Raw genomic sequence first — 24,747 nt, 5'->3', positions numbered from 1 at the left:
GGCGGACGACGGGTGATCATCAGTCGACGGGTGCGATCCGGATGCGGTTCCCGTCGGGGTCGGCGACGACGGCGGTGCGGCCGAAGACCGCGTCGTGCGGCGGCTCGAGGACGGTGACGCCGAGGTCGGCCCAGGTGTTCAGCTGCGCCTCGATCGCCTCGGCGCCGCCGGGCAGGCACAGGCAGACCTCGCTGGTGCGCACGACGTCGTCGGCGAGCGCGACGTCATGGGCGGACCACAGAGCGAGGTCGACCCCTCCCCCGAGGGCGAAGGTCGCGAATCCGGGGCTCGGGAAGAACTCCGGGGTGATCCCGAAGAGCTGTCGGTAGAAACCGACCGTGCGGGCGACGTCACTGACGTACGTGATGAACATGTTCGGACTGGTCATGGAACATTCTTTCGCTATGCGGGGTGATGAGGCCTCAGGATCCGCCGCACCGGCGACAGCCGTGTGTCGGGGTTTTCGCAGGAGGATCTTCCACCGCGGGCACCGGCTCCCTACGCTGGGTCGATGCGACGCAGCGAACGGCACCACGCTCTGCTCGACGTGCTGCGCGCGAATGCCGAGCGCCCGGTCTCCGTGCCGCGGCTGGCCGCCCGGTTCGACGTCAGCACGCGCACGATCGAGCGGGATGTGCGCGCTCTGCAGGAGGCCGGCGTGCCGCTGTACGCCGTTCCCGGACGCACCGGCGGATACGCGATCCGTCGGGACTACTCGCTGCCGCCGCTGGCCTTCACCCCGGCCGAGACGACCGCGGTCGCGGCCGGGCTCAGCGTCATGATGGGATCACCCTTCGCCGAGGACGCGACCCGGGCGATGGACAAGGTGCTCGGGTCGATGCCGCCCGAGCGTCGCCAGCGATCCCGCGCGCTGGCGGCCCGGGTCGCGGCGATGGCGCCGGAGGGCCCGACGGATCCGCGCATCGCCGAGGTGGTGCGATCGGTGCTGGAGGATCCCCGGGTGGTGGTGCTCGAGTACACGCGTCCCGAGACCGGCGAGCGGACCCGGCGGGCCGTCGAGCCGCTGGGGCTGATCACCGTGCGCGGCGGCTGGATCCTGGTGGGCTGGTGCCGCCTGCGAGGCGGCGTGCGGGGTTTCCGCACCGATCGGATCCTCGAGATCACCAGCACGCAGGAGGTGCCGCCGCAGCGCCACCCCGATCCGCTGGGCGAGGACCTCTCCCGGTGGGACTTCCGGGGCGTGGATCGATGAGCGCGGGTGCCGGTGCGCTCGGCCCCGGGGGTCGAGCGCCTCCACCACGAACTGTTCGACCTTTCATGCCCTCCTCGCCGCCAGTTCGTCCCGGGGCCTGCTCCGCCGCAGCGTCTACGTCCCCTGCACCACAGCGCGGTGACGCTGCCGGATCCCGGCAGCTCCGTACGGGTAGTCGTCCATGGTCGGTGCGCTGACCTCGCCGAGGCGCGTGAGCTCCTCGTCGCTCAGCTCGATCCCGGAGGCGCCCATGTTGTCGTGCAGCTGCTCGACGGTGCGGGCCCCGATGATCACCGAGGTCACGGCGGGCTGCGCGGTCGCCCAGGCCAGGGCCACTTGCGAGGGCGAGGCACGGTGCGCGTCGGCGACCGCCCGGACGACGTCCAGGGTGTCCCAGGTGCGCTCGTCCGCGTTGCGCTTCTCCCAGGCCTCCATGCCGCGCTGGGGGTTCTCGCCCAGCCGGGTCGCGCCCGTCGGCGTCACGTCCCGCTCGTATTTCCCGCTCAGCCAGCCGCCGGCCAGCGGCGACCAGGGCAGCAGGCCCATGCCGGCGTCGAGGCTGGCCGGCACGATCTCGTGCTCGATGTCGCGCACCAGCAGGTTGTACTGCGGCTGCAGGGTCACCGGCGTCGGCCACCCGTGCGAGCGCGCCAGGTGCACCGCCTTGGTGAGCTGCCAGCCCAGGTAGTTCGAGAAGCCGTAGTAGGAGATCTTCCCGCTCGCGATCGCCTCGGCGAGGAAGCCCAGCGTCTCCTCGAGCGGGGTCAGCGCGTCGAAGGCGTGCATCTGGTAGAGGTCGATGTGCTCCACCCCGAGACGTCGCAGGGAGGCGTCGAGGGCTCGGCGCAGGTGGCGCCTCGAGAGGCCGACGTCGTTGGGTCCCTCGCCCATCGCGGCCCGGCCCTTGGTGGCGATCACGACCTGATCGGCCTCGGTGGGGTGCGCGGCGAGCCAGCGGCCGATGATCTCCTCGGAGACGCCGCGGCTGTACACGTCGGCCGTGTCCAGCATGTTCCCGCCGCCCTCGACGTAGGCGGTGATGATCTCGTGCGACGCGGACTCGTCGGCTTCGGCGCCGAAGGTCATCGTGCCCAGCGTCTGCACCGAGACGGAGGTCCCGCTGTGTCCCAGCAGACGATGTTCCATGGTCACTCTCCCGTGAGCTCGTCGGAGTCGGTGGGCTCCGAGTATCCGTCCCGCCGCGCGTGGCGTCCAGGGCGCCGACCGAATGGCAGGAGGGACATCAGGTCACGGAGCTGGACGGCGCGTCGACACCTCGCCGGTGCCGCCCGTCGACCCCTCGGCGGGAACGGGCCCCTCCATCGCATTGCGGCGGAGCAGGCGGTTCGGTGTGTGCCACAGGGCGTCGGCGAGCCAGTTCGCGCCGAGCCCGAGACCGGCGAGCGCCTGCAGCTGATGCGCGTAGGAGTACGGGATGCTCGGAAAATCGGTGCCGAGCACGACCTTTCCGTCGAGGCGTGCGAGGGTGCGCGGGTAGTCGGGCGGCATCGGGAACAGGGCGTTCATGTAGTCGGTGGCCACCATAGTGGTGTCGAGGTGGACGCCGGGATGCTCGAGGGCGAGGTCCGCGAACTGCTGGTACTCGGGAAGCCCGGCGTGGGCGATGACGAGCACCAGGTCGGGGTGCCGTGCGAGAAGGGCGCGGATCGGCGCGGGGCCGGTGTGCGCGCCGCCGTGCGGCCCGCTGCCGCAATGGATGACCGTCGGGGTGCGGGTCTCGACCAGCTGTTCCCAGGCCGGTGTGAGCTCTGGGCCGAGGGGGTCGAAGCCACCGACGGCGAGGTGGACCTTGAAGACCTCGGCCCCATGCGCCAGGGCGCGCGCCACGACAGCCCCGGCGTCAGGCTCGGCGTGGAAGGTCCCCGAGGGGATCACGTCGGGATGGGCCGCCGCCATGCGGGCGGAGTACTCGTTCAGCCAATCGGCCATGCCCGGCCGGTGCGCGTAGTTCAGCGTCGTGAACGCGGTGACGCCGAGGTGCCGCAGGCGGTCGAGACGTGCCTGCTCGCTGCCGCGATAGGTGATCGGCCAGGCGTGCTCGCCGTGCTCGGGAAGGGCATCGAAGTAGTCCCACACCTTCTGCTGGACGCTGTCGGGCATGAAGTGGACGTGCAGGTCGATGAAGCCGGGAACCCCGAGCGCGCGCACCCAGTCGGCCACCTGCTCGTCCGTGGTCGGCCCGGCGGCATGCCGCTCCGGGCCCCTCGTGGTCTCCGCCTGATGGTGCTGTCGCGTCGCCATCGCCTCCCGGTGCCGCTCGTGGTCCGTCCCATCCTCACAACTGCTGCGCACTCATAGCTTTCGCGCGAACCGCTCCAGGGCCGCGGGCCCGACGACGTCCTCCTCCTTCAACGGGATCTGCTGCAGCGGCACCTCGGGCAGTGCCGTGCGGAGGGTTCCGAGGTGCTCCTCCTCGACGGCGTGGCGGCGGGCGAGGAAGTCCCCGCGATCGGCCGGGGAGCGCTTGTTGACCACGAGGCCGCCGACGTCGACGCCGGTGCGGGTGAGCTCCTCGTGCAGGGCGATGGTTTCCAGCACCGGCAGCCGCTCGGCGGCCAGCACGATGGCGAACGACGTCCTCGCGCGGTCGGTGAGCACCTCCCGCAGCCCCGCCAGGCGATCCCGGCGGCGCAGCAGGATCGAACGGATCTCCTCGTCGCGCTCCTCGACCGGATCGCGCGGGGCACTCGAGCCGAGCACGGCCTTCCCGCGGTCCCCGTCGAGCCCGCGCATCGCCGCGCCGAGCTTCTGGGACTTCTCGCGCCGGGCCAGCAGACCGTCGGTCCAGGCGGTCATCAGCTCGGGCAGCGCCATCAGCCGCGCGGTGTGCCCCGAAGGCGCGGTGTCGAAGACGACCAGGTCGAAGCGGTCCATGCCGGTCTCGACCAGCTCCGTCATCCGCTCCAGCACCGCGGCCTCGTGAGTGCCCGGGGAGCGACGGGAGAGCTCCATGTGCTTGTCGACCTCGCCCGCTAAGTTCTCGGGCATCAGTTTGCGCAGGGTCCGGGCGACGTCCTTCAGGTGCTGGTCGGTGCTGGCGTCGGGGTCGATCTCGATCCCGGACAGCCGCCCGCCGGCCCCGTCGCCGAGGCGGGTGAGGCGGTCCCCGACCTTCTGGTCCCAGAGGTGTCCGAGGTTGTGGGCGGGGTCGGTGGAGACCACCAGGGCCCGACGGCCCTCGCGGGCGGCGTGCAGGGCGAGCGCGGAGGCGACCGTGGTCTTGCCGACCCCTCCCTTGCCGCCCAGGAACAGCACGCGGCGCTCCGCGGCGAGGTTCAGCAGCATCGGTAGTTCTCCAGGGGCGAGCGCTCCATGCCCATGCGGCGGTGCCAGTCGTGGAAGCCGTCGTAGAGCACCGGCAGCAGCTCGATCGTGTAGTAGGAGGCGGGGTTGGGCACTCCGAGCATCTCGCTCATCACCAGCATCCGGAACAGGTCGTCCTCGTCCCGCTGGGCCTTGGCGAACGTGCGCCGGTAGGGGCCGACGTAGAACTCGTGCAGGCCCGCGCTGAACGCCCGCCAGCGTTCGCGGAGGCCGGGGCGGGAAGCCTCCGCTCGGGGCGCTCCCCCGGTGGGAGCCGCCCCGTCGGGAGCCACGGTGCGCGGCGCGGCTCCGTCGTGCGTCGCCCCCTCGGAGCCGTCCGGGCGGGAAACCGCCCCGTCGGAGCCGACCGGGCGGGAAACCGCCCCGTCGGTCAGGTCGTCCGGGAACCCGCCGGCGGGGCGGCGCTGAGGGGCGGGGCTCACTCCTGGGAGCTCCCGCCGGCGTTCACCGAGTCGCGCTCGTCCTCGTCGTCGGGCTCGGGCTCGGCATGACGGGCACGATTCAGTGCGACCGCGGATTCGACGATCACCCAGACCGCGGCGATCAGGATGATCACGTCCAGCACCAGCAGCAGCCAGTTGCCCTCGGCGATGAACCCGCCGAGCTGGATGATCAGGGCGTACACGCTGATGAACAGCACGAACACCAGCGGGATCATGATCGGCAGCACGGGGCGGCGCTTGCGCATCAGCATCACCGCGAGGATCGCCAGGGTCAATCCCGCCATGATCTGGTTCGTGGTGCCGAACAGCGGCCAGATGAGCATGCCGCCGGAGCCGTCGGCCCCTGCGCTGAACGTGAGCGCCAGGCACACCACCAGCACGATCGCCGTGGCCACGATGGTGCCGAGCTTCACGCCGATCACGTCGCCGATCTCCTGGACCACGAAGCGCTGCAGGCGCACGCCGGTGTCCATGGTGGTGGCCGCGAACAGCACCGCCATGGTGGCCAGGATGGTCGCCGACAGCGAGGTTGGGATCCCCAGGCCCTGGTTGAGGATCGACCCGCCGCCGGTCACGAAGGCCGCGACGCCGCCCTCGTTGAAGGCGCTGTAGACCTCCTCCCAGTCGGCCAGGGTGCGGAACCCGGCGGTGGTGGCGATGATCGCGCCGAGGGCCAGCAGCCCCTCGCCGACGGCGCCGAAGTAGCCGACGAAGCGGGCATCGGTCTCCTTGTCCAGCTGCTTGGCGGAGGTGCCGGAGGAGACGATGCCGTGGAAGCCGGAGATGGCGCCGCAGGCGATGGTCACGAACAGCAGCGGCATCAGACCCGGCGTCCCCTCGGGCACGTTCGTGTTGAACGACGGGGCGACGATCTCGGGCCGGAAGATCAGCACCGAGCCGTACAGCAGGCCCAGGCCGATGAACAGCTGCAGGCCGTTGATGTAGTCGCGCGGCTGCAGCAGCACCCACACCGGCAGCGTCGAGGCGATCGCGGCATAGATGAACAGCACGATGATCCAGAACGCCTCCGGGGACAGCCCCAGCACCGAGTCCGGCAGCACCACCGGGAGGCGGTCGCCGAGCAGGATCAGCCCGTACAGGGCTGCGACGCCGACGACCGAGACCAGGGGCAGGTTCCACTTCAGGCGGTATATCGCCTGACCGATGAGCACGGCCACCACGAGTGCGCCCCAGGTGGGGATGACGGCCGTGGGGGTGGAGACCAGCAGTCCGGCGATCACCACGGCGAAGGCGGCATTGACCATGAGCAGCAGCAGGAAGATGACCACCAGGAACAGCCGGCTGCCGCGCTTGCCGATGTAGCGGGCCGACAGCGCGCCGATGGACTGGCCGCGGTTGCGCACCGAGGCCCACAGGGCGCCGAGATCGTGCATGCCGGCGAAGAAGACGGTGCCGAGCGTGACCCAGAGGAAGGCGGGCAGCCAGCCCCAGATCACCGCGACGGCGGGGCCGACGATGGGCGCGGCGCCGGCCACCGAGGTGAAATGGTGTCCCCACAGGATGAACTTGTTGGTGGGGACGTAGTCGACGCCGTCGCTGAGCTCATGGGATGGGGTGCGGAAGGCGGCGTCGAGCTTGTACACGCGCCGGGCGAGGAAGCGGCTGTAGAGCAGGTAGCCGGCGATCATCATGCCGACGCCGACCACTGCGAGGATCAGGGAGTTCACGGGTCCGTCCTGTCGGGGTGGGGAAGGGTCCACGACGGGGCTACGAGCGGGGCCTTGACCGTCCTCGGCCGTCGGCACCTGTCGCGTCACCATCGCGCGCGATGTGGGGTCACCGTAACCGACTCCCCGCCGCCGTGGGGCAGGTGTTCGGACCCGCGGACCGGTGCGGCCGGGCACGGCGTCCACTGGGTACCTTCGGGAAATGACCTCCGCGCCCACTCCTCAGTCCCTTTTCGGCCTGGACGGGCGCACCGCCCTGGTCACCGGGGGAAGCTCCGGTATCGGCCGGGCGATCGCGATCGCCCTCGCAGGAGCCGGGGCACGGGTGCTGATCGCCGCCCGCACCGAGGCGACGATCACCGCGACCGTCGAGACGATCCTGGCCGACGGCGGCACTGCCGACGGGATCCGGGCCGACCTCTCCACCCGGGCCGGTTCTCACGCCCTCGCCGAGACCGCTGGGGACGTGGACATCCTGGTCAGCAGCGCAGGGATCAACCTGCGGCCGCCGCTGGCGGAACTGGACGAGGACACCTGGGACGCCACCATGGCGGTGAACCTGGAAGCGCCGTTCGTGCTCGGTCAGCGTCTGGCGCCGGCGATGGCGGCGCGCGGCTTCGGCCGACTCATCCACCTCAGTTCGCAGCAGGCGCATCGACCTTTCGCCGACAGCGGCGCCTACGGGGTCTCGAAGGCCGCGGTGGAGGCGCTGGCCCGTTCACAGGCGGAAGCCTGGTCGCCGCGAGGCGTGACCGCGAACGTGCTGGTCCCGGGGTTCGTGCAGACCGCACTGAATCGTCGGCTCAGCGCAGATCCGGCCCGGGTCGAAGCACTCGCCGCGCGCACGCTCTCCGGCCGCAACGGAGAGCCGGAGGACTTCGCAGGCGCTGCGGTGTTCCTCGCGAGCCCGGCCTCCGCGTACGTCACCGGGCAGTCGATCGCGGTCGACGGCGGTTTCTCGGTGCACTGATGTCACCGGCGAACCGACCCTGCTCTCGACCGGTCAGTCCCTCAGCCCCAGTTCCTCGACCGCCGCTCGCACCCGGTCGCGGGCGGCTCCGGTGAGGCGGAGCAGCGGTCGCGGCAGGCAGGGTGCGTCGACCTGGCCGAGGTGCTCGGCGATCGCGGCGGTGACGCGCAGGCTGCCGAACTCGGAGAAGAGCTCCCATAGCGGCGCCAGGCGCTCGGACTCGGCGAGCGCCGCGTCGTCCCCGGCCAGCGCCGGCCGGGCGATCTCGGCCATGGCGTGCGGGAGGGTACCGCCGAGCACGCTGAACCAGGCGTCACAGCCGGCCAGGAGTCCGGTCGCTGCGAAGCCGTCTCCGGAGATGCCGAGCCGCACCTGCTCGGGGATCACGGCGCGGATCTCCTGGACCCGCTCGCGCACCTCGGCCACGCTGCCGGCGGTCGGGGGGATCTTGATCGCCTCGACGTGCGGGAGCGAGGCGATGTGCGCGTAGAGGTCGAGGGTGAACGTGAAGTGCGTGGTGCCGGGATTGTCGTAGACGACCAGGGGCACCGAGAGCTCGGCGGTGACGTCCTCGTAGAGGCCGGCAACATCGTCCTCGGTGAGCGCCTGGTAACTGACCGGAGCGAGCAGCACGGCGTCGGCACCGACCTCCTGGGCGTCGGCGGCCAGCGCTCGCACCTGCGAGGTGCGCAGGGCGCCGACGCCGATGAGCACCGGGACCCGGCCCGCGTGCTCGACGGTCGCGGCGGCCACTTCCCGTCGTTCGGCCCGGTCGAGATAGGCGTAGGAGCCGGTAGAGCCGAGCGCGCTGATCGAGTCGACGTCGGCGGCGACCAGGCGATCGATCAGCCGCCCGTAGGCGGCGAGATCGACCTGGTCGTCGCGCAGCGGGGTGAGCGGGAAGGCGCTGAGGCCGGTGAACATGTGTGCTCCTGGGGTGCCGTCAGTCGACGTCGGACGGCGTGTTCGAGCGGATCAGGGTGGCGGGCATGGCGGGCTCCTCATCGAGCGGGCGGCGTGGACAGGGCGCGGAGGTAGCGGCGGGTGGCGATCTCCTGGGCGATCCGGGTGATAGGCGCGCCGAAACGGGCGTACCAGGTGGCGGGACGGGAGACGGCGTCGAGGTGGACGCGCACGAGCCCGGTCGCGGTGCGGGTCACCGTGAACTGCTCGATCCCGGACTCCGGATGCCCGGGCAGGGTGCCGTAGGTGAAACCCTGCCGGTCCGGCTCGTCGATCACCTGCAGCACCCGGCACGGGGCGGTGATCGTGAACGGGGCGATGCCCAGTCGCAGTCGTGCTTCCGTGCCCACTTCGACCGGGGACTGCGACGCGATGACTCCCATGCCCGCGCGATGCTGCAGCGTCCAGGTCAGCACCGCGGTGGCGGCTTCCTCGAAGCTCGTGCCCGTGACCACGGCGCTGCGGTGGAGGCGGCGGTACCCGGCGGGCACGGTCTCCAGGGCGTCGAGCGGTGCCGTGGTCTCCGGGGCGTAGCGGATGTACAGGCTCGAGGTCACCGACACAGAGTGCCCGGGGCGGAGGCGGTCGATCCGGGCGGCGCACGGCGGCGGGAGGGCGTGGATGACGGCATCGAGCAGGCGCGTGGGCCACGCCTCGCGCAGCATCTCGTCGGCCCAGGCGGACTCCAGCGGGTCGCTCGTCGCGCGCATCGGTCGCGGGATCCAGCCCTCCGCCCAGGGCCCGGCAGTGACTCGTACGGACACCGGGTCACCTCCGCCGGGTCCGTCCTCCTCGGCACCGAAGGACGTGCGTCGCGAGGTGCCCTCTGCCGTCGCGACGACCTCGAAGGAGCCGTCGACGATCGAGAGGATCGTCCGGTCGAGGTCCTCGAGCAGATCACCGGAACCGGAATCGCAGGCGTCGCACCCGCAGTCCGGCGTGGTGTTCACCGGCAGCGGGGGATCACCGAAACCGACGACGAGGCCCGGGACCTCAGCGTCCTCGCCGCGGAGATCCGTGCTGCCGGTCGCATCGTCCGGAGCTGTCCGGGCGAGCACGAGGGGCTCTGCGTCCCGCCGGAGGGGGTGCAGCACGGTGGCGCGATGGGGTGACACGAACGGCGGCGAGGCCCACTCGAGCTGTCCACCGTCCTCGACGCTGACCGCCTCGGCCCAGCCGCGAGCGGTGAGCACGCGGATCCACGCCTCGGCGCGGGTCCACAGGATCCGGTACTTGCCGGGTTCGAGGCAGCGGCTGTACTCCTCGTCGCGGCTGCCGCGGGTCCCGCCGTCTGCTCGGAGGTGTGGGTCCTCCCAACCAGGGGTGCCGGCGCCGGTCTCGGCGAACTCGCCCTCGACCTCGTCGAGCAGAGCAAGGATGTCGTCGGACAGCAACGGATCCTCGTAGGAGGGATCCGCGGCGGCGGCCTCGCGCAGGAACGCCTGATGGTCCTCCCACCACGTGGGTGCAGCGGTCGAGGTCATGAGGTGGACCGTACAGCGCGCCGCCACTCGGCCTCCACCCCGTGACGCAGGTCGCGACGGCGCTCGGCGAGGACGGCCGTCTCGGAGCCTGGAGCAGCGCCTGGTATCGGGCGACCGACCGCGTGCTCCACGCAGCCACCGGCGATCGACCCCGTCGGATGTGCTGCTCAGCACTGCTCTGAGCGACACGTCCGACGGGGTCGACAGCTGATCCCCGGGCCGACGCGGTCAGCCGCCCGAGCGCCCCGCTGCTGAAGCGATGCCGAGCCAGGTGTGGCGGTTGTTCCACCAGCACCAGCCGAGCTTCGGTGAGTCCTTGCGCTCCTTCCCGTCGCGTCCGGTGCCATTGCTGATCCACAGCGCCGGCGTGCGGGAGTCGAGCTTCCCGGTCGCCGTCGTCATGCGGGAGCCGATGGTCATGAAGCAGTGGTTGCGCTCGAGCGCCTCCGGCTGTTGGAGCACCCAGTGGATGCCCTCGCTCAGCAGCAGCGGGGTGCGCCCGCGGGTGGTGAGCTCGGCGAGCGCCTCCGCGGGTGAGGCGTTCTCGAAGTCGTCCCCGTGGTCGAGGCCCTCGACCAGGTAGAGCGCCTCACCGGTCAGTTCGACCCCGGTCGGGGCGAAGCGGTCGACGTCGGTCATGTCCTCGACCACGAACCCGGGCTTGTCGCCGCGGCGCAGCAGCGGAGCGAGGGCCGACGGGGGCGCGAGGTCCGGACGGATCGCGAGCAGGGCATCGGTACGGTCGCTCCCCCACTGCGCGACGGCCGCCCGCAACGCCTCGTCGGAGAGGTCGGCGCGGGTGGGCACGTCGAGGTCGATGAGGCGCTGGACCTGCGCGGAAAGAGTGGGAAGGGCGACGGTGTGCTCGGGGATGGTTTCTCCTGAGGAGGGGACGGCAGCGGCGGATCCTGCGCGGGCCGCACTTCAACGACCCCGGGCGCCGCGCTATTCCCTCACCAGGACATGCCGGGCCGGTAGCTGCCCACCGACCACTGGTGCCCCTCGGGGTCGAGCACCTCGAAGCGATAGTTGCCCCAGGGCGTCGTCCCCGGGGCGTGCAGGGTGCGGGCACCGGCGGCGCTGACCCGCTCGTACAGGGCGCCGACGGACGCCTCGTCGTCGAGCGAGAGCACGGGCGCGCGGCTGGTCGAGCCCTCCGCCTCGGGCGCGGGGCCCTGACCGTCGAGGGCGGCCTGCACCATGACGACCGCGTCGCCGAGTCGCAGTTCGGCGTGATCGATCGTCCCCTCCTCGGCACCGAAGCTGTTGACCACCTCGAAGCCGAAGGCCTCGACGAGCCAGGACACGGCCGCCATCGGATCGCGGTACAGGGTGAAGACGGACAGGGATGCGGACACGTGAGTTCTCCTTCTGAGAGGGCGCGACCCGATGCCCGAGCCGCTTCGTCCTCCCACCGTAGGAAGTGGCGAGGACAGGTCCTGTCCGGGAGAGAGCTCCAGCGGCCCGGAATGCAGTTGAGCCCCTCGGGCGCCTCTGACAGTCTCTGCCGCATGCCCTCGACCTCCGATGCCTGGGACCTCGATCCTGCGCTGCGCGCCTGGCTCTCCCCCCTCATCGGCGAGGTCTCGCTGGTGCGTCCGCTGATCGGCGGCATCACCGGGCAGATGCTGCAACTGCGGCGCGCGGACGGCCACGGTGACGTCGTCGTGCGGCGCTGGTCCGGGGACAGGACCTGGGAGCACGACATGGTCCGCCGCGAGACGGCCGGACTGGACGCCGTGGCTGGCGCCGACCTACCGATCCCGTCGCTGCTCGTTGCCGATGCCGAAGGGGCCACCTCCGGGCGACCGACGACGCTCACCCGCTTCCTGCCCGGCCAGGTGGAACTCGCTCCCCTCGACCTGCGCGCCTGGGTGCGCCGGCTCGCCGCGATGCTCACACGGATCCACGCCGTGCCGCCGCCGATGCTCGGCCCCTGCGAGCTGTGGGCCTCCTCCGAGTTGTCCTGGCTGGAACAGGGCGGCGACCCGGGGCTCGCCCGCGCCGCCCGCGAGCTCGCCGCGCGGCCCACCGATCCCGCTCGCGCCGTGCTCAGCCATGGCGACTACCAGCACTTCAACGTGCTCTGGCAGGGCGAGTGCATCTCGGCGGTGGTGGACTGGCCCACCGTCGGTCTCGCGGACCGCGGACTGGATGTCGGCCATTGCCGGCTCAACCTCGCCGTGCTGTTCTCCGCGGATGCCGCGATGCGGTTCCTCGACGCCTACGAGGAACTGGCCGGAGTGAGGGTCGATCCGGCGCCCGACCTCCAGCGCCTGCTGAACTTCGGCCCGAACTGGCCCGAATTCATCCCGCTCCAGGTCGCCGGGCGTCGAGCGGTCGACGGACCGGGGATGGCCGGCCGGGTCCGCGAGACGATCTCGCGCACTATGCATCGGGCAGGCTGAGACGACCCGGCGCGGCCCCCGGCCGGCAGATCCGGGACGCCAGCGGAACGGGCTGTCACCATGCGTCGCGCCGTGCCTCTCACGTCCCGCTTCTGCGGTTCATCCCGGCCCGGCCCCGGGGCTCACCGCGCCCGCGCGACCCGGCGCCGCCGCACTCCCCCGGCGAGCGCGCGCAGCACCCCGTCGGAGACCTCCCAGTCCATGCACTTGTCGGTGACGGACTGCCCACGGACGAGCTCGGCGGGTCCGGCGTCGACGTCGAGGCTCTGCGCGCCGGCGACGAGATTGCTCTCGAGCATGATCCCGGCGATCGCCGCGCCGTCGACGGCGACCTGATCGGCCAGCGAGGCGGCGACCTCCGCCTGACGCCGATGGTCCTTGCCGCTGTTGCCGTGGCTGGCGTCGATGAGCAGGCGCGGGGCGAGGCCCTGCTCGGTCAGGCGCTCGGCAGCGGCGCGCACGGGTCCCGGGCCCCAGTTCGCGCCGGTCGACCCGCCGCGCAGGATGAGGGAGACGTCCGGGTTACCGGTGGTGGACACCAGGCTCGCCCGCCCGTCGGCCCCGATGCCGAGGAAGGCCTGTGGGGCCGAGACCGCCGCGACCGCGTCGAGTGCGACCTGGATGTCGCCGTCGGTGCCGTTCTTGAAGCCGATCGGCATCGACAACCCCGAGGCGAGCTGGCGGTGGATCTGGCTCTCGGTGGTCCGGGCCCCGATCGCGCCCCAGCTGATGAGGTCAGCGATGTACTGCGGGCTGATCGGCTCGAGGAACTCGGTCGCGCAGGGCAGACCGAGCGCGGTGACGTCCCGCAGGAAAGCACGCGCCGCGCGCAGACCGGTGGCGATGTCATGGCTGCCGTTCAGATGCGGGTCGTTGATCAGGCCCTTCCAGCCGACGGTGGTGCGCGGCTTCTCGAAGTAGGTGCGCATCACCAGCAGCAGGTCGCCGCTCAGGTCCTCCTGCGCGTCGGCGAGCAGGCGGGCGTATTCGAGGCCGGCGTCGGGGTCGTGGATCGAGCAGGGGCCGACGAGCACCAGCAGGCGGTCGTCGGAGCCGTCGAGCACGTCGCGGATCGCGTCCCGGCTGCGCGCGACCAGCTCGGCACGGTCGGGATCCAGCGGCAGCTCGGCGAGGAGCTCGGCCGGGGTGGGCAGCGGCGTGTAGTTCGCGATGTGGCGGTCGGGAGCGGTGGTGGGGGCCGTGGCGCCCGTGCCGGGGGCGGCGGGGGATGCCGTGCGCACGCCGGGAACGGCGGTGGGGGCGGTGTCGAGAACGGTCATGGGTCCTGTCCTGGAATCAGGGCGAACCCGCTGCAGAGCCCGCCGGGAATGGCGAAGGGCAGAGCATCTGCTCTGCCCGGTCGGCTCTGAAGGGGTTGGTGACGCTACGTGGTCGCCGGCCCCTCCAGGGCCGACTGCACATAGGTAAACCAACGGTTCTGCATGGCGGTGAGGTTACAGGGATACGCGCGGAGCGCAAACAGACGCCCGCGAGGTGGACGCACGCGCGAGCCGGGGGGCCACGGCCTCCCCCGCGCAGATGCCACGTGCTCGTGCGCCCGCGTCCTTTCCGGCCTATGGTGGCGGGAGGTCCGTCGCCGGATCGGCGTCGGCCGCAATCCTCTGGAGGGCAGCCCCTTGGCACGCAACGTCGCACAGAAGCTCATCGCCGCACACCTCGTCGAGGGATCGCTCGACCCGGGTTCCGAGATCGGCCTGCGGGTCGACCAGACGCTCACCCAGGACGCCACCGGCACCATGGTGATGCTCGAGCTCGAGGCGATGGGCCTGGACCGGATCCGCACCGAGCTGTCGGTCCAGTACGTCGACCACAACCTCCTGCAGACCGACGAGAAGAACCCCGACGACCACCTGTTCCTGCAGTCCGCGGCCGAGCGCTTCGGCCTGTGGTTCTCGAAGGCCGGCAACGGGGTCTCCCATCCCGTCCACCAGGCCCACTTCGGTCGTCCCGGCGCGCTGCTGATCGGCTCCGACTCCCACACCTGCGCGGCCGGCGCGCTGGGGATGCTCGCCATCGGCGTCGGCGGCCTCGAGATCGCGATGGCGATGGCCGGCCAGCCGCTGTACGTCTCGACCCCGGAGATCTGGGGCGTGGAGCTGACCGGGTCGCTGCCGGACTGGGTCAGCGCCAAGGACGTGGTGCTGGAGATGCTGCGCCGCCACGGCGTCAAGGGCGGCGTCGGCCGCGTCATCGAATACCACGGCGACGGGCTGAAGCAGCTGACCGCGATGGACCGCCACGTCATCGCGAACATGGGTGCCGAGCTGGGCGCCACCGCGACGGTCTTCCCCGCCGACGACGCGGCGCGCACCTACCTCGAGGCCGTCGGCCGCGCCGACGAGTACGAGCGCTGGGAGGCCGACGAGGGCGCCACCTACGACGTCACCGAGCACATCGACCTCTCGTCCCTGGAGCCGCTGATCGCCAAGCCCTCCTCCCCCGGCAACGTCGTCACCGTCGCCTCGGTGGTCGGCGAGGACGTCTCCCAGGTGGTCGTCGGCTCCTCGGCGAATCCCGGTCTGCGGGACTTCGCGGTGGTCGGCGAGATCCTCGACGGCCAGCAGATCGCCCCCGGCATGTCCCTGGACATCAACCCGACCTCCCGCGAGGTCCTCGCCGACCTGATCTCGGGCGGCTGGCTGACTTCGCTGGTCACCGCCGGGGGGCGCATCCACCAGTCCGGCTGCATGGGCTGCATCGGGATGGGGCAGGCGCCGGCGACCGGCCGCAACTCCCTGCGCACCATGCCGCGGAACTTCCCCGGCCGCTCCGGCACCGAGGAGGACGCCGTGTGGCTGTGCTCGCCCGAGACCGCCGCGGCCGCGGCCCTGACCGGGAAGATCACCGATCCACGCACGCTGGAGACCAGCCACGACCTCGCGTACCCGCGCCCCACTATGCCGGAGTTCTACTCGACGGTGGACGACATGCTGATGCCGCCCCTGCCGCCGGAGGAGGCCGCGAAGGTCGAGCTGGTCAAGGGGCCGAACATCTCGAAGCTGCCGGACTTCTCCCCCGTCGAGGACGATCTGAGGGTGCCGGCTCTGCTGGTGATGGGCGACAACGTCTCGACCGACGAGATCATGCCGGCCGGCTCCCGGGTGCTGCCCTTCCGCAGCAACATCCCCAAGATCGCCGACTTCTCCTTCGTCCGCATCGACGAGACCTACCCCCAGCGTGCCAAGGACGCCGAGCAGGGGCACGTGGTGATCGCCGGGGAGAACTACGGGCAGGGGTCCTCTCGCGAGCACGCCGTGATCGCCCCGCGCTACCTGGGGCTGCGTGCGGTGATCGCGAAGTCCTTCGCGCGGATCCACTGGCAGAACCTCGCCAACTTCGGGATCCTCGGCCTCGCGTTCGACGATCCCGCCGACATTGAGCAGTGCACGCAGGGTGACGAGGTGGTCCTCAGCGGGATCCACGACGCCCTGCGCGCCGGGCGGGAGATCACCGCGCAGATCGGCGGTCGCGAGGTGGGTCTGCACCATGACCTCTCGCCGCGGCAGGTCGACATGATCCTCGCCGGCGGGCGGATCCCGCTGGCGGCGCAGGAGATGTGAGGGCACGGTGGCGGCTCGGTCCCGCAATGCGTCCGTGGCTGCGGCCGCGACGGCAGGTCGCGGCCCGCTCCCGACCGGGAGGTCGGAGTCCGGGCCCTGCGGCGGCTCGGGGTCCTATGCTCGTCCCACCGAACGATTCGCGTGATCCCGTCACCGCCAGGAGGCACCGATGAGCAACGAAGAGAAGTTCGAGAACGCGAAGGACAAGCTGGGCGGCCAGGCCAAGGAAGGCCTCGGCAAGCTGACCGGCGACAAAGAAGCCGAGACCGAGGGCCAGGCCGAGCAGGGCAAGGCCGACCTGAAGGACAAGGCCCAGGACGCCCGCGACACCGTCAAGGGCGCGGCCGAGGGCATGTTCGGGAACAAGGACAAGACCGACTGACGCCGACGCAGGGACGTCGAACTCCGGGCCGAGCTCCCCGCAGGGCAGTCGTCCCCATCAGGCACGACGCCCCGCAGCAGACCACATGAAGCCCTCTCCCGGCGGGCATCCGACCGGTCAGGACCCTTGGGTCAAGTGCTGTCGGGTGCCTACTGTGGAGTCGGAGGGAGCTGAGTTCATGCGGTACGGAGCCAGACCGCACGCGGACGCGTTCCCCGTGCGCTGCGAGGTCCGGGGGTGCGACTCCCGGCCCCAGGAGTGGTTCGAGTCTGATCATCACGTCTTCGACGTCTGCTCCGCGCACGGGTTGCAAATGCGGGCGGGCGAAGCATTCACGATCAAGGACGAGGAGATCCTCGTCGGCCCCGAGGCGGCCGCAGAGATCCTCGACGTGCGCACTGCGGCGACCCCGACCGGCACGGTCCTCACACTGCGGCTGGGTCACCACGGCGTCATCGATCAGGAGGTTCCGCTTAAGGTCACGCCGACGTTCCGGGCCTCGATCCGCGACCTCCTGCGGAGCGAGGACGACCGTGGTGAGGACCCGAGACGATAGGCTGTCTCCCCTCGACAGGGGACACGCTCGTCGACGGTCTGACCGATCGGGCGAGTCGTTGGACGGACAGCACGGTGAGCCCCTTGATCCTGACGCGCGACGACGCACACGCCTCCGGCTCCACGGAACCCGTCGTGACCGATATCGCCGCGGCCGATGTCATCTGCATCGGCCCTTCGGCACTCTCGCCTTCTCGCGCTGGTCAGCCGATCGCGACCCGCAGAATCCGGTCCCCCTCCTCCGCCGGGTCGCCCCGACCGTCGGTGGTGTTGGTCAGCACCCACAGCGCCCCGTCGGGTGCGAGGACCACGTCGCGCAGCCGTCCGTACTCCCCGACCAGCAGCTCCGTGGCGGTGGACGGGTCCGTCAGCGGCACCACACGCAGACGTCGGCCGCGGAGGTTCGCGAGGTAGAGAGACCCGCCGGTGATCGCGATGCCGCTGGGGCTGGCCTCGGCCGGCTCCCACTGCTGCAGAGGATCGCGGTAGCCCTCCTGCTCGGCGATGCCTTCGACGTCCGGCCAGCCGTAGTTGCCGCCGGCCTCGATGAGGTTCAGCTCGTCCCAGGTGTCCTGCCCGAACTCGCTGGCGTACATCGTGCCGTCCTCGGCCCAGGCGATCCCCTGGCAGTTGCGATGGCCGTAGCTGTACACGAGCGAATCGGGGAAGGGGTTGTCGGCCGGTGCCGTCCCGTCGGGCGCCATCCGCAGGATCTTCCCGCCGAGGGACTCGATGTCCTGGGCGCTGCTGCGGTCCCCGGCGTCACCGGTGGTCGCGTACAGCATGTCGTCCGGTCCGATCGCGAGGCGGCCCCCGTTGTGGATCCGGGCCGACGGGATGCCCTCGAGCACGGTCCGGGCGTCGCCGAGTCCGAGGCGCCCGGGGGATCCGGTCAGCTCCCGGCGCTCGATCCGATTGCCGTCGGCAGCCGTGAGATACGTGAACAGCTGACCGCCGTGGACGGCCAGGCCGAGCAGGCCGCCCTCTCCCCCGGGCTCGACGCCGTCGATCACGCCCACCTCGCGGGTGGCGCCGTCGGCCGCGATCTCGAGGATGCGGGCGGAGTCGCGCTCGCTGACCAGGGCGGTCTCGCCGGAAAAGGCGATCGACCAGGGCGCCTGGAGCCCGGTGGTGACCACGCTGGTGAGCATCTGGTCGCTCGATGTCTGCGGGCTCTCATCGGCCGACGGATCCGTGAACGGTTCGCCGCAGGCGCCCAGGAACGTCGCGGCAGCGAGCGTCCCACCGAGTGCGGTGATGTGTCGTCGGGTGATCACGAGAGCGTCCCCCGTCCTGGCGCATGCGGTACCGGCATTCTCGCAGGGCCGCAGGATTCCGGCCAGTGGGCCCGGCCAGGACGCTCCCGAGGAGCGCCGATACTCTCACCCGTGCGACCCGAGCACCTCCAGCGGGTTCTCCCGCAGCTGCCGCAGCGCGGTCTCGACGGCGCCGCGCACCACCACGTCCCCTCCGAGCTCACTGGCCACCAGCTGGGGGTAGGGCGCCGAGCTGACCTGCGGCAGGGCTTCGCGAGCGTGCACGAGCACGGGACCGATCGCCCCGGCGATCGCACCGGCCACGACCACCGTCTCGACGCCGAGCAGACTGGCCAAGATCCCGGCGATCCGCGCGATGCGCTCACCGATACGCTCCAGCACCCTCTGCGCCACGGCATCACCGGCGCGCGCTGCGTCGAACACGTCCACGGCGGTGAGGCGGTCGGCGGGAATCGCCTCCAGGGCCGGTGAGCGCGCCCCCGCCTCCAACGCCGTGGTGGTCCAGCGCCGGGCGAGCGCGGCCACGCCGTCCGCTCCGCGGGAGTCGACCAGTACGTCGTCGAGGAAGCGCATCTCGCCGGCGCCCCCGAGGGCCCCGTGCAGGAGGCGGCCGTCGATGATGAGGCCGGCCCCGAAGCGCTCCCCCATCAGCAGCGTGGCCAGGTGCTCGCCGCCGCGGAGAGCGTGCTCGGCGGTCACGGCGAGATTGGCGTCGTTGTCGGTGAGCACCTCGCCGTTCAGGGCGCCGCCGAGGTCCGGATTCATGACGGGCCAGTAGCCGGCCTCCCCGTGCGGGGAGAGCCCGTCGGGGCCGACGGGGGCAGGAACGCCGACGACGGTCAGCAGAGGGTGGGCGCTTCCCGCCCCGGACCGAGCGCGCAGCCGCTCGAGCAGGCCACGGACCTGTTCCCGGCGTGCGTCGGCGGCACCGGGATCGTCGACACCGATCTCGACCGTCTCGACCTCGGAGGCCAGCTCGCGGCCGCGCAGATCGACGGCGCGCGCGGCGAGGGTGTGCTCGCCGGCATCGACGCCGATCAGCAGACCGGCGTCAGCGCGCAGTTCGTAGCGCCGGGCAGGCCTGCCCCGCCGCGTCCCGTCACCATCGGGTTCTACTTCGGCGAGCCAGCCCGCGCCGTGCAGATCCGCGCACACCCCGAGCACCGTCGCCCGGGTCAGACCCGTCGTCGTCATCGCGTCGGCTGCGGAGAAGGTGCCCGTGCGCAGGGCGTACTGCAGCAGCGCCTGCCGATTGGCGCGCCGCAGGAGCTGCGGGGAGCTCGCCCCCGGATCCTGAAGCGTTGACACGCGATCCTCCTTCACCCATACTTCCGATGGGCCTTAAATATAAGCCTTGTCGACTACATCATCGCACCCGTGCGACCGCCATGCGAAGGAGACGGCGTTGTCCTCCTCGACCAACTCGACCACCTCATCCGGCTCGACCACGTCATCCACTCCCCTGTCCCGACGTTCCCTGCTGGGCGGCGCCGGCGTGACGGCGGCCGCCCTGGCCCTGCCCGCCTGCACCGCCACCAGCGGTGCCTCCCAGCTGACGTTCTACCAGTCCAAGCCCGAGGCGATCCCCTACTTCGGGCAGCTGGCCAAGGACTTCTCCTCTGAATCATCGCAGTACAGCGTCCAGCACGACATCGCCACGAACCTCTCGGCGAGCTTCGTGCGCAACAATCCGCCGGATCTGGGCTGTCTGAACTACAACCTGGAGATGGGCCGGTTCATGGCGCGCGGCGCCCTGTCGGACCTCGCTGATCTGCCCGCCGCCGGGCGGATCCGGGACAACGTCGCGGAGCTGGTGGACTGGTACGCGACCTACGAGGGCCGCACCAGCGTGATCCCCTACTCCGTCACCGCCGCGTCGGTCATCTACAACCGACGCATCTTCGAGCAGCACGGGCTCGAGGTCCCCACCACCTGGGACGAGTTCCTCGCCGTGTGCGAGACGCTGAGCTCGAGCGGCGTCACGCCGATCTACGGCACCTTCCTGGACCCGTGGACCATCGAGCAGGGCCTGTTCGACTACACCGTCGGTGGCATGATCGACGTGCGCTCCTTCTACGAGCAGATGAACGCGCTCGGCGCGGACGTCGGCCCCGATTCCGAGGTGTCCTTCCAGGCCACGATGCTCGAGCCCGTCCGCCGCATGCTCGAGCTGCTGCCCTACGTCAATGACGACGCCTCGGGCCGCAGCTACGGCGACGGCAACACCGCCATCGCGCAGGAGAAGGCCGCGATGTACTTCCAGGGCCCGTGGGCGTTCGGGGAGATCGCCAAGGCCGGGACCGACGTCGACCTGGGCACCTTCCCGCTGCCGGTGACCGACGACCCCGCCGACCTGCGGGTGCGGGTGAACATCGACCTGTCCCTGTGGATCCCCGAGGCCGCGAACGAGCACGACGGGGCGCGCCAGTTCCTGGAGTTCCTCATGCAGCCGGAGGTGCAGAACCCGTACAACGCGGAGTTCCTCGCCTTCGGCACCACCACCGACGCGCCGGCGGTGTCCGACCCCCGGATCGTCGAGATGCAGCAGTACTTCGACGACGGCCGCTTCTACATGGGCCCGTCCCAGTTCATCCCCAACTCGATCCCGGCGCAGAACTACATCCAGTCGATCGCCGGCGGCAGCGACCCCGAGCCGATCCTGGCGCGCATGGACGCCGACTGGGCGCGACTCGCCTTCCGGCAGTGAGAGCCCGATGACCAGCGAGAGCCCGATGACGCACGATGAAGGAGCATCGATGTCGACGACGACAACGACCCCGTCCGCCCCCGGATCCGACGTTCCGGCCTCGGCCGACGCGCCGCGCCCCGCCACGCCGCTGCGTTCCCGCCGGCGGCGCACGGATCCGATCTACCACCTCTTCCTCTTCCCCGCCCTGATCCTCTTCTCCCTGGCGATCACGCTGCCGGCGGTGCTGGGCTTCCTGTACAGCTTCACCAACTCCATCGGGTTCGGGGACTGGGAGGTGATCGGCCTGCGCAACTACATCGCGATGTTCCGCGACCAGGGCATCCTCGGCTCCTACGCCTTCACCCTCGGCTTCTCGCTGGTCACCGTGATCGTGGTGAACGTCCTCGCCTTCACCCTCGCCGTGGGCCTGACCTCGAAGATCCGCTTCACCGCCGTGCTGCGGACGATCTACGTGATCCCGATGGTCATCTCCGGGATCGTCATCGCCTTCGTGTTCCAGTACCTGTTCGCCAACACGGTGCCCTCGATGGGGCAGGCCGTCGGCTCCGATGCGCTGTCCACCTCGATCCTGGCGAATCCGGACTGGGCGTGGCTGTCGATCGTGATCGTCACCGCCTGGCAGACCATCCCCGGCACGATGCTGATCTACATCGCGGGCCTGGTCACCATCCCCACCGAGGTCTACGAGGCCGGCTCCATCGACGGCGCCTCCGCCTGGCAGAACCTGCGCCACATCACGCTGCCGCTGGTCTCCGGCTTCATCGTCATCAACACGATCCTCAGCTTCAAGAACTACCTCAACGCCTACGACATCATCGTGGGCCTGACCGACGGCGGCCCGGGCGTGGCCACCCGCTCCGTGGCGATGTCGATCTTCCGCGGCTTCGAAGGCGGCGACTACGCGTACCAGATGGCCAACGCGATGATCTTCTTCCTCATCTCGATCGCCATCGCCGTGCTCCAGCTCCGCGTGACCAAGGGAAGGACGGCCTTCGGATCATGACCACGACCACCTCTGCCCAGACCACCCCCTCCGGCCCCGAGACCTCGGCCACGACGGCCGCTCCCCGGCGCCGCCGCCGACGGATCGGTCGCGGGCGCGTCAACTGGCCGGCGACGATCCTGCTGGCGGTCGGCTCCCTGACCGTGCTGGTGCCCCTGTTCGTCACCGTGAACATGTCGCTGAAATCCACCTCTCAGGCGGTCCAGGGCAATGCCTTCGCCCTGCCCGACCCGCTGACCCTGGAGAGCTTCGTCGCGGCGTGGAACCTGACGAACTTCCCGCGCGGCTTCGCGATCTCCGTGTTCATCACCGTGGTCGCGGTGGTCGGCGAGATCCTGATCTCCTCGATGGCGGCCTACGCGATCGTGCGCAACTGGGACCGGCGCCTGTACCGCTGGTCGTTCTACTACCTGCTGGCGGCCATGTTCATCCCGTTCCCGGTGGTGGCGCTGCCGCAGATCAAGCTCACCGGCATGCTGGGCCTGGACAATCCGCTCGGCGTGGCGATCCTGCACATCGCCTTCGCGCTCGCGTTCAACACGTTGCTCCTGACCGCGTTCCTGCGCACCATCCCGGTGGAGCTGGAGGAGTCCATGCGGATCGACGGCGCGGGCACCTGGCGGGTGTTCTGGCGGCTGATCCTGCCGCTGCTGGCGCCGATGTGCGCCACCGTCGGCATCTTCGCCTTCATCCAGTCCTGGAACGACTTCATGATGCCGTCGCTGATCATCTCCGACCCCACCCTGCAGACCATCCCCGTGCTGCAGAACATGTTCCAGACCCAGTTCTCCAACAGCTACAACGTGGCCTTCTCCTCGTACCTGATGGCCATGGCGCCGGCGGTGATCGTCTTCCTGGTCGCCCAGCGCTGGGTCATGTCCGGACTCACTCAGGGCGCCGTCAAGTGACCTCTGCCTGATCCGCCGCACAACGACCAGACCCCGATCGAACCTGGAGGTTCTCCGACCGTGACCGAATCCGCGACCACCCTCGCTCCCCTGGCAGAGACGACCGACTGGTGGCGTCAGGCCGCCGTCTACCAGATCTATCCGCGCTCCTTCGCCGACGGCAACGGCGACGGCATCGGCGATCTGCGCGGCATCATCTCCCGCGTCCCCTACCTGCTGCAGCTGGGGATCGAGGCCGTGTGGCTGAGCCCGTTCTACCCCTCGGCCCTGGCCGACGGCGGCTACGACGTCGACGATTTCCGGGATGTCGATCCGAAGATCGGCACCCTGGAGCAGTTCGACGAGATGGTCGCCGCCCTGCACGGGGTCGGCATCAAGCTGATCGTCGACATCGTCCCCAACCACTCCTCGGACCGCCACGCGTGGTTCCGCGAGGCGCTGGAGTCCCCGAAGGGCTCGAATGCCCGGGCGCGGTACATCTTCCGCGACGGGAAGGGCGAGCGCGGCGAGCTGCCGCCGGCGGACTGGACCTCGATCTTCGGCGGTCCGGCCTGGACGCAGGTGCCCGACGGGCAGTGGTACCTGCACTCCTTCGCCACCGAGCAGCCGGACTTCGACTGGAAGCATCCCGAGGTGCGCGAGGACTTCCTGCGCACGCTGCGCTTCTGGTCCGATCGAGGGGTCGACGGCTTCCGGGTCGACGTCGCCCACGGACTGGCGAAGGATCTCGGTGACGTGCTGCCCAGCAAGGCGGAACTGAAGGCGATGCCGAAGGCGGACGGCACCCACCCGCTGTGGGACCGCGACGAGGTCCACGAGATCTACGCCGAGTGGCGCGCCGTGTTCGACGAGTACACCCCGGCGCGCACCGCCGTCGCGGAGGCCTGGGTGGAGACCCCGGAGCGGCGCGCGAAGTATGCCAGCCCGACGGGCCTCGGCCAGGCGTTCAACTTCGACCTCATGGACGCCGACTTCGACGCGACGCACTTCCGCGACATCGTCACCGACAACCTCGCGCAGTCCGCCGTCACGGGATCCTCGACCACCTGGGTGTTCTCCAATCACGACGGGGTCCGCCACGCCACCCGGTACGGGCTGGCCCCGCGGGCGGGTCGGCCCGGCAAGCAGGGCGCCGACTGGGTGCTCGCCGGTGGGCCGGCCGACGAGATCGCCGCGGAGCTGGGGCTGCGCCGGGCACGGGCCGCGACCCTGTTCGAGCTGGCCCTGCCCGGCAGCGCCTACCTGTACCAGGGCGAGGAGCTGGGGCTGCACGAGGTCGCCGAGATTCCTGACGAGCGGCGGCAGGACCCCGCCTTCTGGCGCACCACCCCGGAGACGCGAGGCCACGATGGCCTGGGCCGCGACGGGTGCCGCGTGCCGCTGCCCTGGACCCGGACGGGCTCCTCCTTCGGCTTCGGCACCGGTGGGGCGCACCTGCCGCAGCCGGCCTGGTTCGCCGACTCCTCGGTCGAGGCCGAGGACGGCGTGGCCGGTTCGACCCTGGAGCTGTACCGCGAGGCGCTGCGGCTGCGCCGCGAGCTGCAGGGCGCGGAGACGCTGACCTGGGACGAGGAGCTCAGCGGCGGGGACGTGCTCGCCTTCACCCGGCCCGGCGGCTGGCTGAGCATCACCAACTTCGGCGATGAGCCGGTCGCGCTGCCCGACGGCGAGCTGCTGGTGATGAGCGGGGATCCGGTGGACGACGCCGACGGGACGGCGCTGCTGCCCGGTGCGACGACGGCCTGGTTGCGGCGCGGCGAGGCCTGAGGGCTCAGGGCTCAGGGCTCAGGGCTCAGGGCTCAGGGCTCAGGGCGAGC

At 70.9% G+C, this 24,747-nt stretch carries 23 protein-coding genes; 10 read left to right on the top strand and 13 right to left on the bottom strand.

The genetic code is table 11. The annotated features are described in order from the left end of the window. Window positions 1-19: 19 nt before the first annotated feature. Window positions 20-388, bottom strand: coding sequence for a VOC family protein (locus tag JOF44_RS16160; RefSeq protein WP_209893769.1), 369 nt, complete (start codon window positions 386-388; stop codon window positions 20-22). Window positions 389-511: 123 nt separating this feature from the next. On the opposite strand from JOF44_RS16160, the gene JOF44_RS16155 reads away from it, so the two are divergent. Beyond that, window positions 512-1,213, top strand: a complete 702-nt coding sequence (locus JOF44_RS16155; RefSeq protein WP_209893767.1) for a helix-turn-helix transcriptional regulator — start codon at window positions 512-514, stop codon at window positions 1,211-1,213. Window positions 1,214-1,327: 114 nt separating this feature from the next. Here JOF44_RS16155 and JOF44_RS16150 read toward each other — a convergent pair whose 3' ends face one another. The 5 genes from JOF44_RS16150 to JOF44_RS16130 form a co-directional block, all read right to left on the bottom strand. Further along, window positions 1,328-2,359 carry an aldo/keto reductase gene (locus tag JOF44_RS16150; RefSeq protein WP_209893764.1) on the bottom strand — a complete coding sequence of 344 codons (1,032 nt, stop codon included), beginning with the start codon at window positions 2,357-2,359 and terminating at the stop codon, window positions 1,328-1,330. 102 nt (window positions 2,360-2,461) lie between these two features. Next, on the bottom strand, window positions 2,462-3,475 hold the full coding sequence (locus tag JOF44_RS16145; RefSeq protein WP_209893761.1) for an amidohydrolase family protein: 1,014 nt from the start codon (window positions 3,473-3,475) through the stop codon (window positions 2,462-2,464). A gap of 51 nt (window positions 3,476-3,526) precedes the next feature. Beyond that, a complete protein-coding gene (locus JOF44_RS16140) occupies window positions 3,527-4,519 on the bottom strand; it encodes an ArsA family ATPase (RefSeq protein WP_209893758.1) in 993 nt (330 codons plus the stop codon). After that, window positions 4,510-4,980, bottom strand: a complete 471-nt coding sequence (locus tag JOF44_RS21280) for a cory-CC-star protein (protein ID WP_377785193.1) — start codon at window positions 4,978-4,980, stop codon at window positions 4,510-4,512. Before JOF44_RS21280 ends, JOF44_RS16140 begins: the two co-directional genes overlap by 10 nt. Then, window positions 4,977-6,689 carry a carbon starvation CstA family protein gene (locus tag JOF44_RS16130; protein WP_209893756.1) on the bottom strand — a complete coding sequence of 571 codons (1,713 nt, stop codon included), beginning with the start codon at window positions 6,687-6,689 and terminating at the stop codon, window positions 4,977-4,979. Before JOF44_RS16130 ends, JOF44_RS21280 begins: the two co-directional genes overlap by 4 nt. 202 nt (window positions 6,690-6,891) lie before the next feature. Between JOF44_RS16130 and JOF44_RS16125 the strand changes: the two genes are divergently transcribed. Further along, complete coding sequence (locus tag JOF44_RS16125; protein WP_209893753.1) at window positions 6,892-7,659, top strand: SDR family NAD(P)-dependent oxidoreductase; 768 nt, start codon at window positions 6,892-6,894, stop codon at window positions 7,657-7,659. Between the two features lie 33 nt (window positions 7,660-7,692). Here JOF44_RS16125 and JOF44_RS16120 read toward each other — a convergent pair whose 3' ends face one another. The 4 genes from JOF44_RS16120 to JOF44_RS16105 form a co-directional block, all read right to left on the bottom strand. Next, a complete protein-coding gene (locus JOF44_RS16120) occupies window positions 7,693-8,583 on the bottom strand; it encodes a dihydrodipicolinate synthase family protein (RefSeq protein ID WP_209893750.1) in 891 nt (296 codons plus the stop codon). 77 nt (window positions 8,584-8,660) lie between these two features. Further along, entirely contained in the window at window positions 8,661-10,106 is a 1,446-nt protein-coding gene (locus tag JOF44_RS20845; RefSeq protein WP_245348977.1) for a DUF1990 domain-containing protein, read from the bottom strand. Between the two features lie 228 nt (window positions 10,107-10,334). Further along, window positions 10,335-10,913, bottom strand: a complete 579-nt coding sequence (locus tag JOF44_RS16110; RefSeq protein ID WP_377785190.1) for a DUF5701 family protein — start codon at window positions 10,911-10,913, stop codon at window positions 10,335-10,337. Between the two features lie 146 nt (window positions 10,914-11,059). After that, on the bottom strand, window positions 11,060-11,464 hold the full coding sequence (locus tag JOF44_RS16105; protein WP_209893747.1) for a VOC family protein: 405 nt from the start codon (window positions 11,462-11,464) through the stop codon (window positions 11,060-11,062). Between the two features lie 153 nt (window positions 11,465-11,617). Between JOF44_RS16105 and JOF44_RS16100 the strand changes: the two genes are divergently transcribed. Beyond that, window positions 11,618-12,514: a phosphotransferase family protein gene (locus JOF44_RS16100; RefSeq protein WP_209893742.1), complete on the top strand. Its 897-nt coding sequence runs from the start codon at window positions 11,618-11,620 to the stop codon at window positions 12,512-12,514. A gap of 122 nt (window positions 12,515-12,636) precedes the next feature. Here JOF44_RS16100 and JOF44_RS16095 read toward each other — a convergent pair whose 3' ends face one another. Beyond that, window positions 12,637-13,794, bottom strand: a complete 1,158-nt coding sequence (locus tag JOF44_RS16095; RefSeq protein WP_209893739.1) for a 3-deoxy-7-phosphoheptulonate synthase — start codon at window positions 13,792-13,794, stop codon at window positions 12,637-12,639. A 357-nt stretch (window positions 13,795-14,151) separates the two neighbouring features. On the opposite strand from JOF44_RS16095, the gene JOF44_RS16090 reads away from it, so the two are divergent. The 3 genes from JOF44_RS16090 (at window position 14,152) to JOF44_RS16080 (ending at window position 17,033) form a co-directional block, all read left to right on the top strand. Further along, on the top strand, window positions 14,152-16,095 hold the full coding sequence (locus tag JOF44_RS16090) for an aconitate hydratase (protein ID WP_209893736.1): 1,944 nt from the start codon (window positions 14,152-14,154) through the stop codon (window positions 16,093-16,095). A gap of 169 nt (window positions 16,096-16,264) precedes the next feature. After that, window positions 16,265-16,477: a CsbD family protein gene (locus JOF44_RS16085; RefSeq protein ID WP_209893734.1), complete on the top strand. Its 213-nt coding sequence runs from the start codon at window positions 16,265-16,267 to the stop codon at window positions 16,475-16,477. Window positions 16,478-16,562: 85 nt separating this feature from the next. Then, on the top strand, window positions 16,563-17,033 hold the full coding sequence (locus JOF44_RS16080; protein WP_209893731.1) for a hypothetical protein: 471 nt from the start codon (window positions 16,563-16,565) through the stop codon (window positions 17,031-17,033). Between the two features lie 202 nt (window positions 17,034-17,235). Here the strand turns inward: JOF44_RS16080 and JOF44_RS16075 are convergent, their stop codons facing one another. Next, on the bottom strand, window positions 17,236-18,309 hold the full coding sequence (locus tag JOF44_RS16075) for a PQQ-dependent sugar dehydrogenase (protein ID WP_342591814.1): 1,074 nt from the start codon (window positions 18,307-18,309) through the stop codon (window positions 17,236-17,238). A gap of 105 nt (window positions 18,310-18,414) precedes the next feature. Beyond that, window positions 18,415-19,617, bottom strand: a complete 1,203-nt coding sequence (locus JOF44_RS16070) for an ROK family transcriptional regulator (RefSeq protein ID WP_342591812.1) — start codon at window positions 19,615-19,617, stop codon at window positions 18,415-18,417. A gap of 97 nt (window positions 19,618-19,714) precedes the next feature. Here JOF44_RS16070 and JOF44_RS16065 point away from each other — a divergent pair, with 97 nt between their 5' ends. Genes JOF44_RS16065 through JOF44_RS16050 form a run of 4 tightly spaced genes read left to right on the top strand, consistent with a single transcriptional unit; the run spans window position 19,715 to window position 24,697 of the window. Next, window positions 19,715-21,016: an ABC transporter substrate-binding protein gene (locus JOF44_RS16065; RefSeq protein WP_209893728.1), complete on the top strand. Its 1,302-nt coding sequence runs from the start codon at window positions 19,715-19,717 to the stop codon at window positions 21,014-21,016. A 49-nt stretch (window positions 21,017-21,065) separates the two neighbouring features. Further along, complete coding sequence (locus JOF44_RS16060) at window positions 21,066-22,022, top strand: carbohydrate ABC transporter permease (RefSeq protein WP_209893725.1); 957 nt, start codon at window positions 21,066-21,068, stop codon at window positions 22,020-22,022. Beyond that, window positions 22,019-22,930, top strand: a complete 912-nt coding sequence (locus tag JOF44_RS16055) for a carbohydrate ABC transporter permease (RefSeq protein ID WP_209893722.1) — start codon at window positions 22,019-22,021, stop codon at window positions 22,928-22,930. Before JOF44_RS16060 ends, JOF44_RS16055 begins: the two co-directional genes overlap by 4 nt. Before the next feature lie 60 nt (window positions 22,931-22,990). After that, window positions 22,991-24,697, top strand: coding sequence for a glycoside hydrolase family 13 protein (locus tag JOF44_RS16050; RefSeq protein WP_209893719.1), 1,707 nt, complete (start codon window positions 22,991-22,993; stop codon window positions 24,695-24,697). Window positions 24,698-24,747 lie beyond the last annotated feature (50 nt).

This window comes from Brachybacterium fresconis, assembly GCF_017876515.1.
GTDB lineage: Bacteria > Actinomycetota > Actinomycetes > Actinomycetales > Dermabacteraceae > Brachybacterium > Brachybacterium fresconis.
Note: the sequence above shows the minus strand (reverse complement) of the source record. Positions and strands in the feature narration are given on the sequence as shown.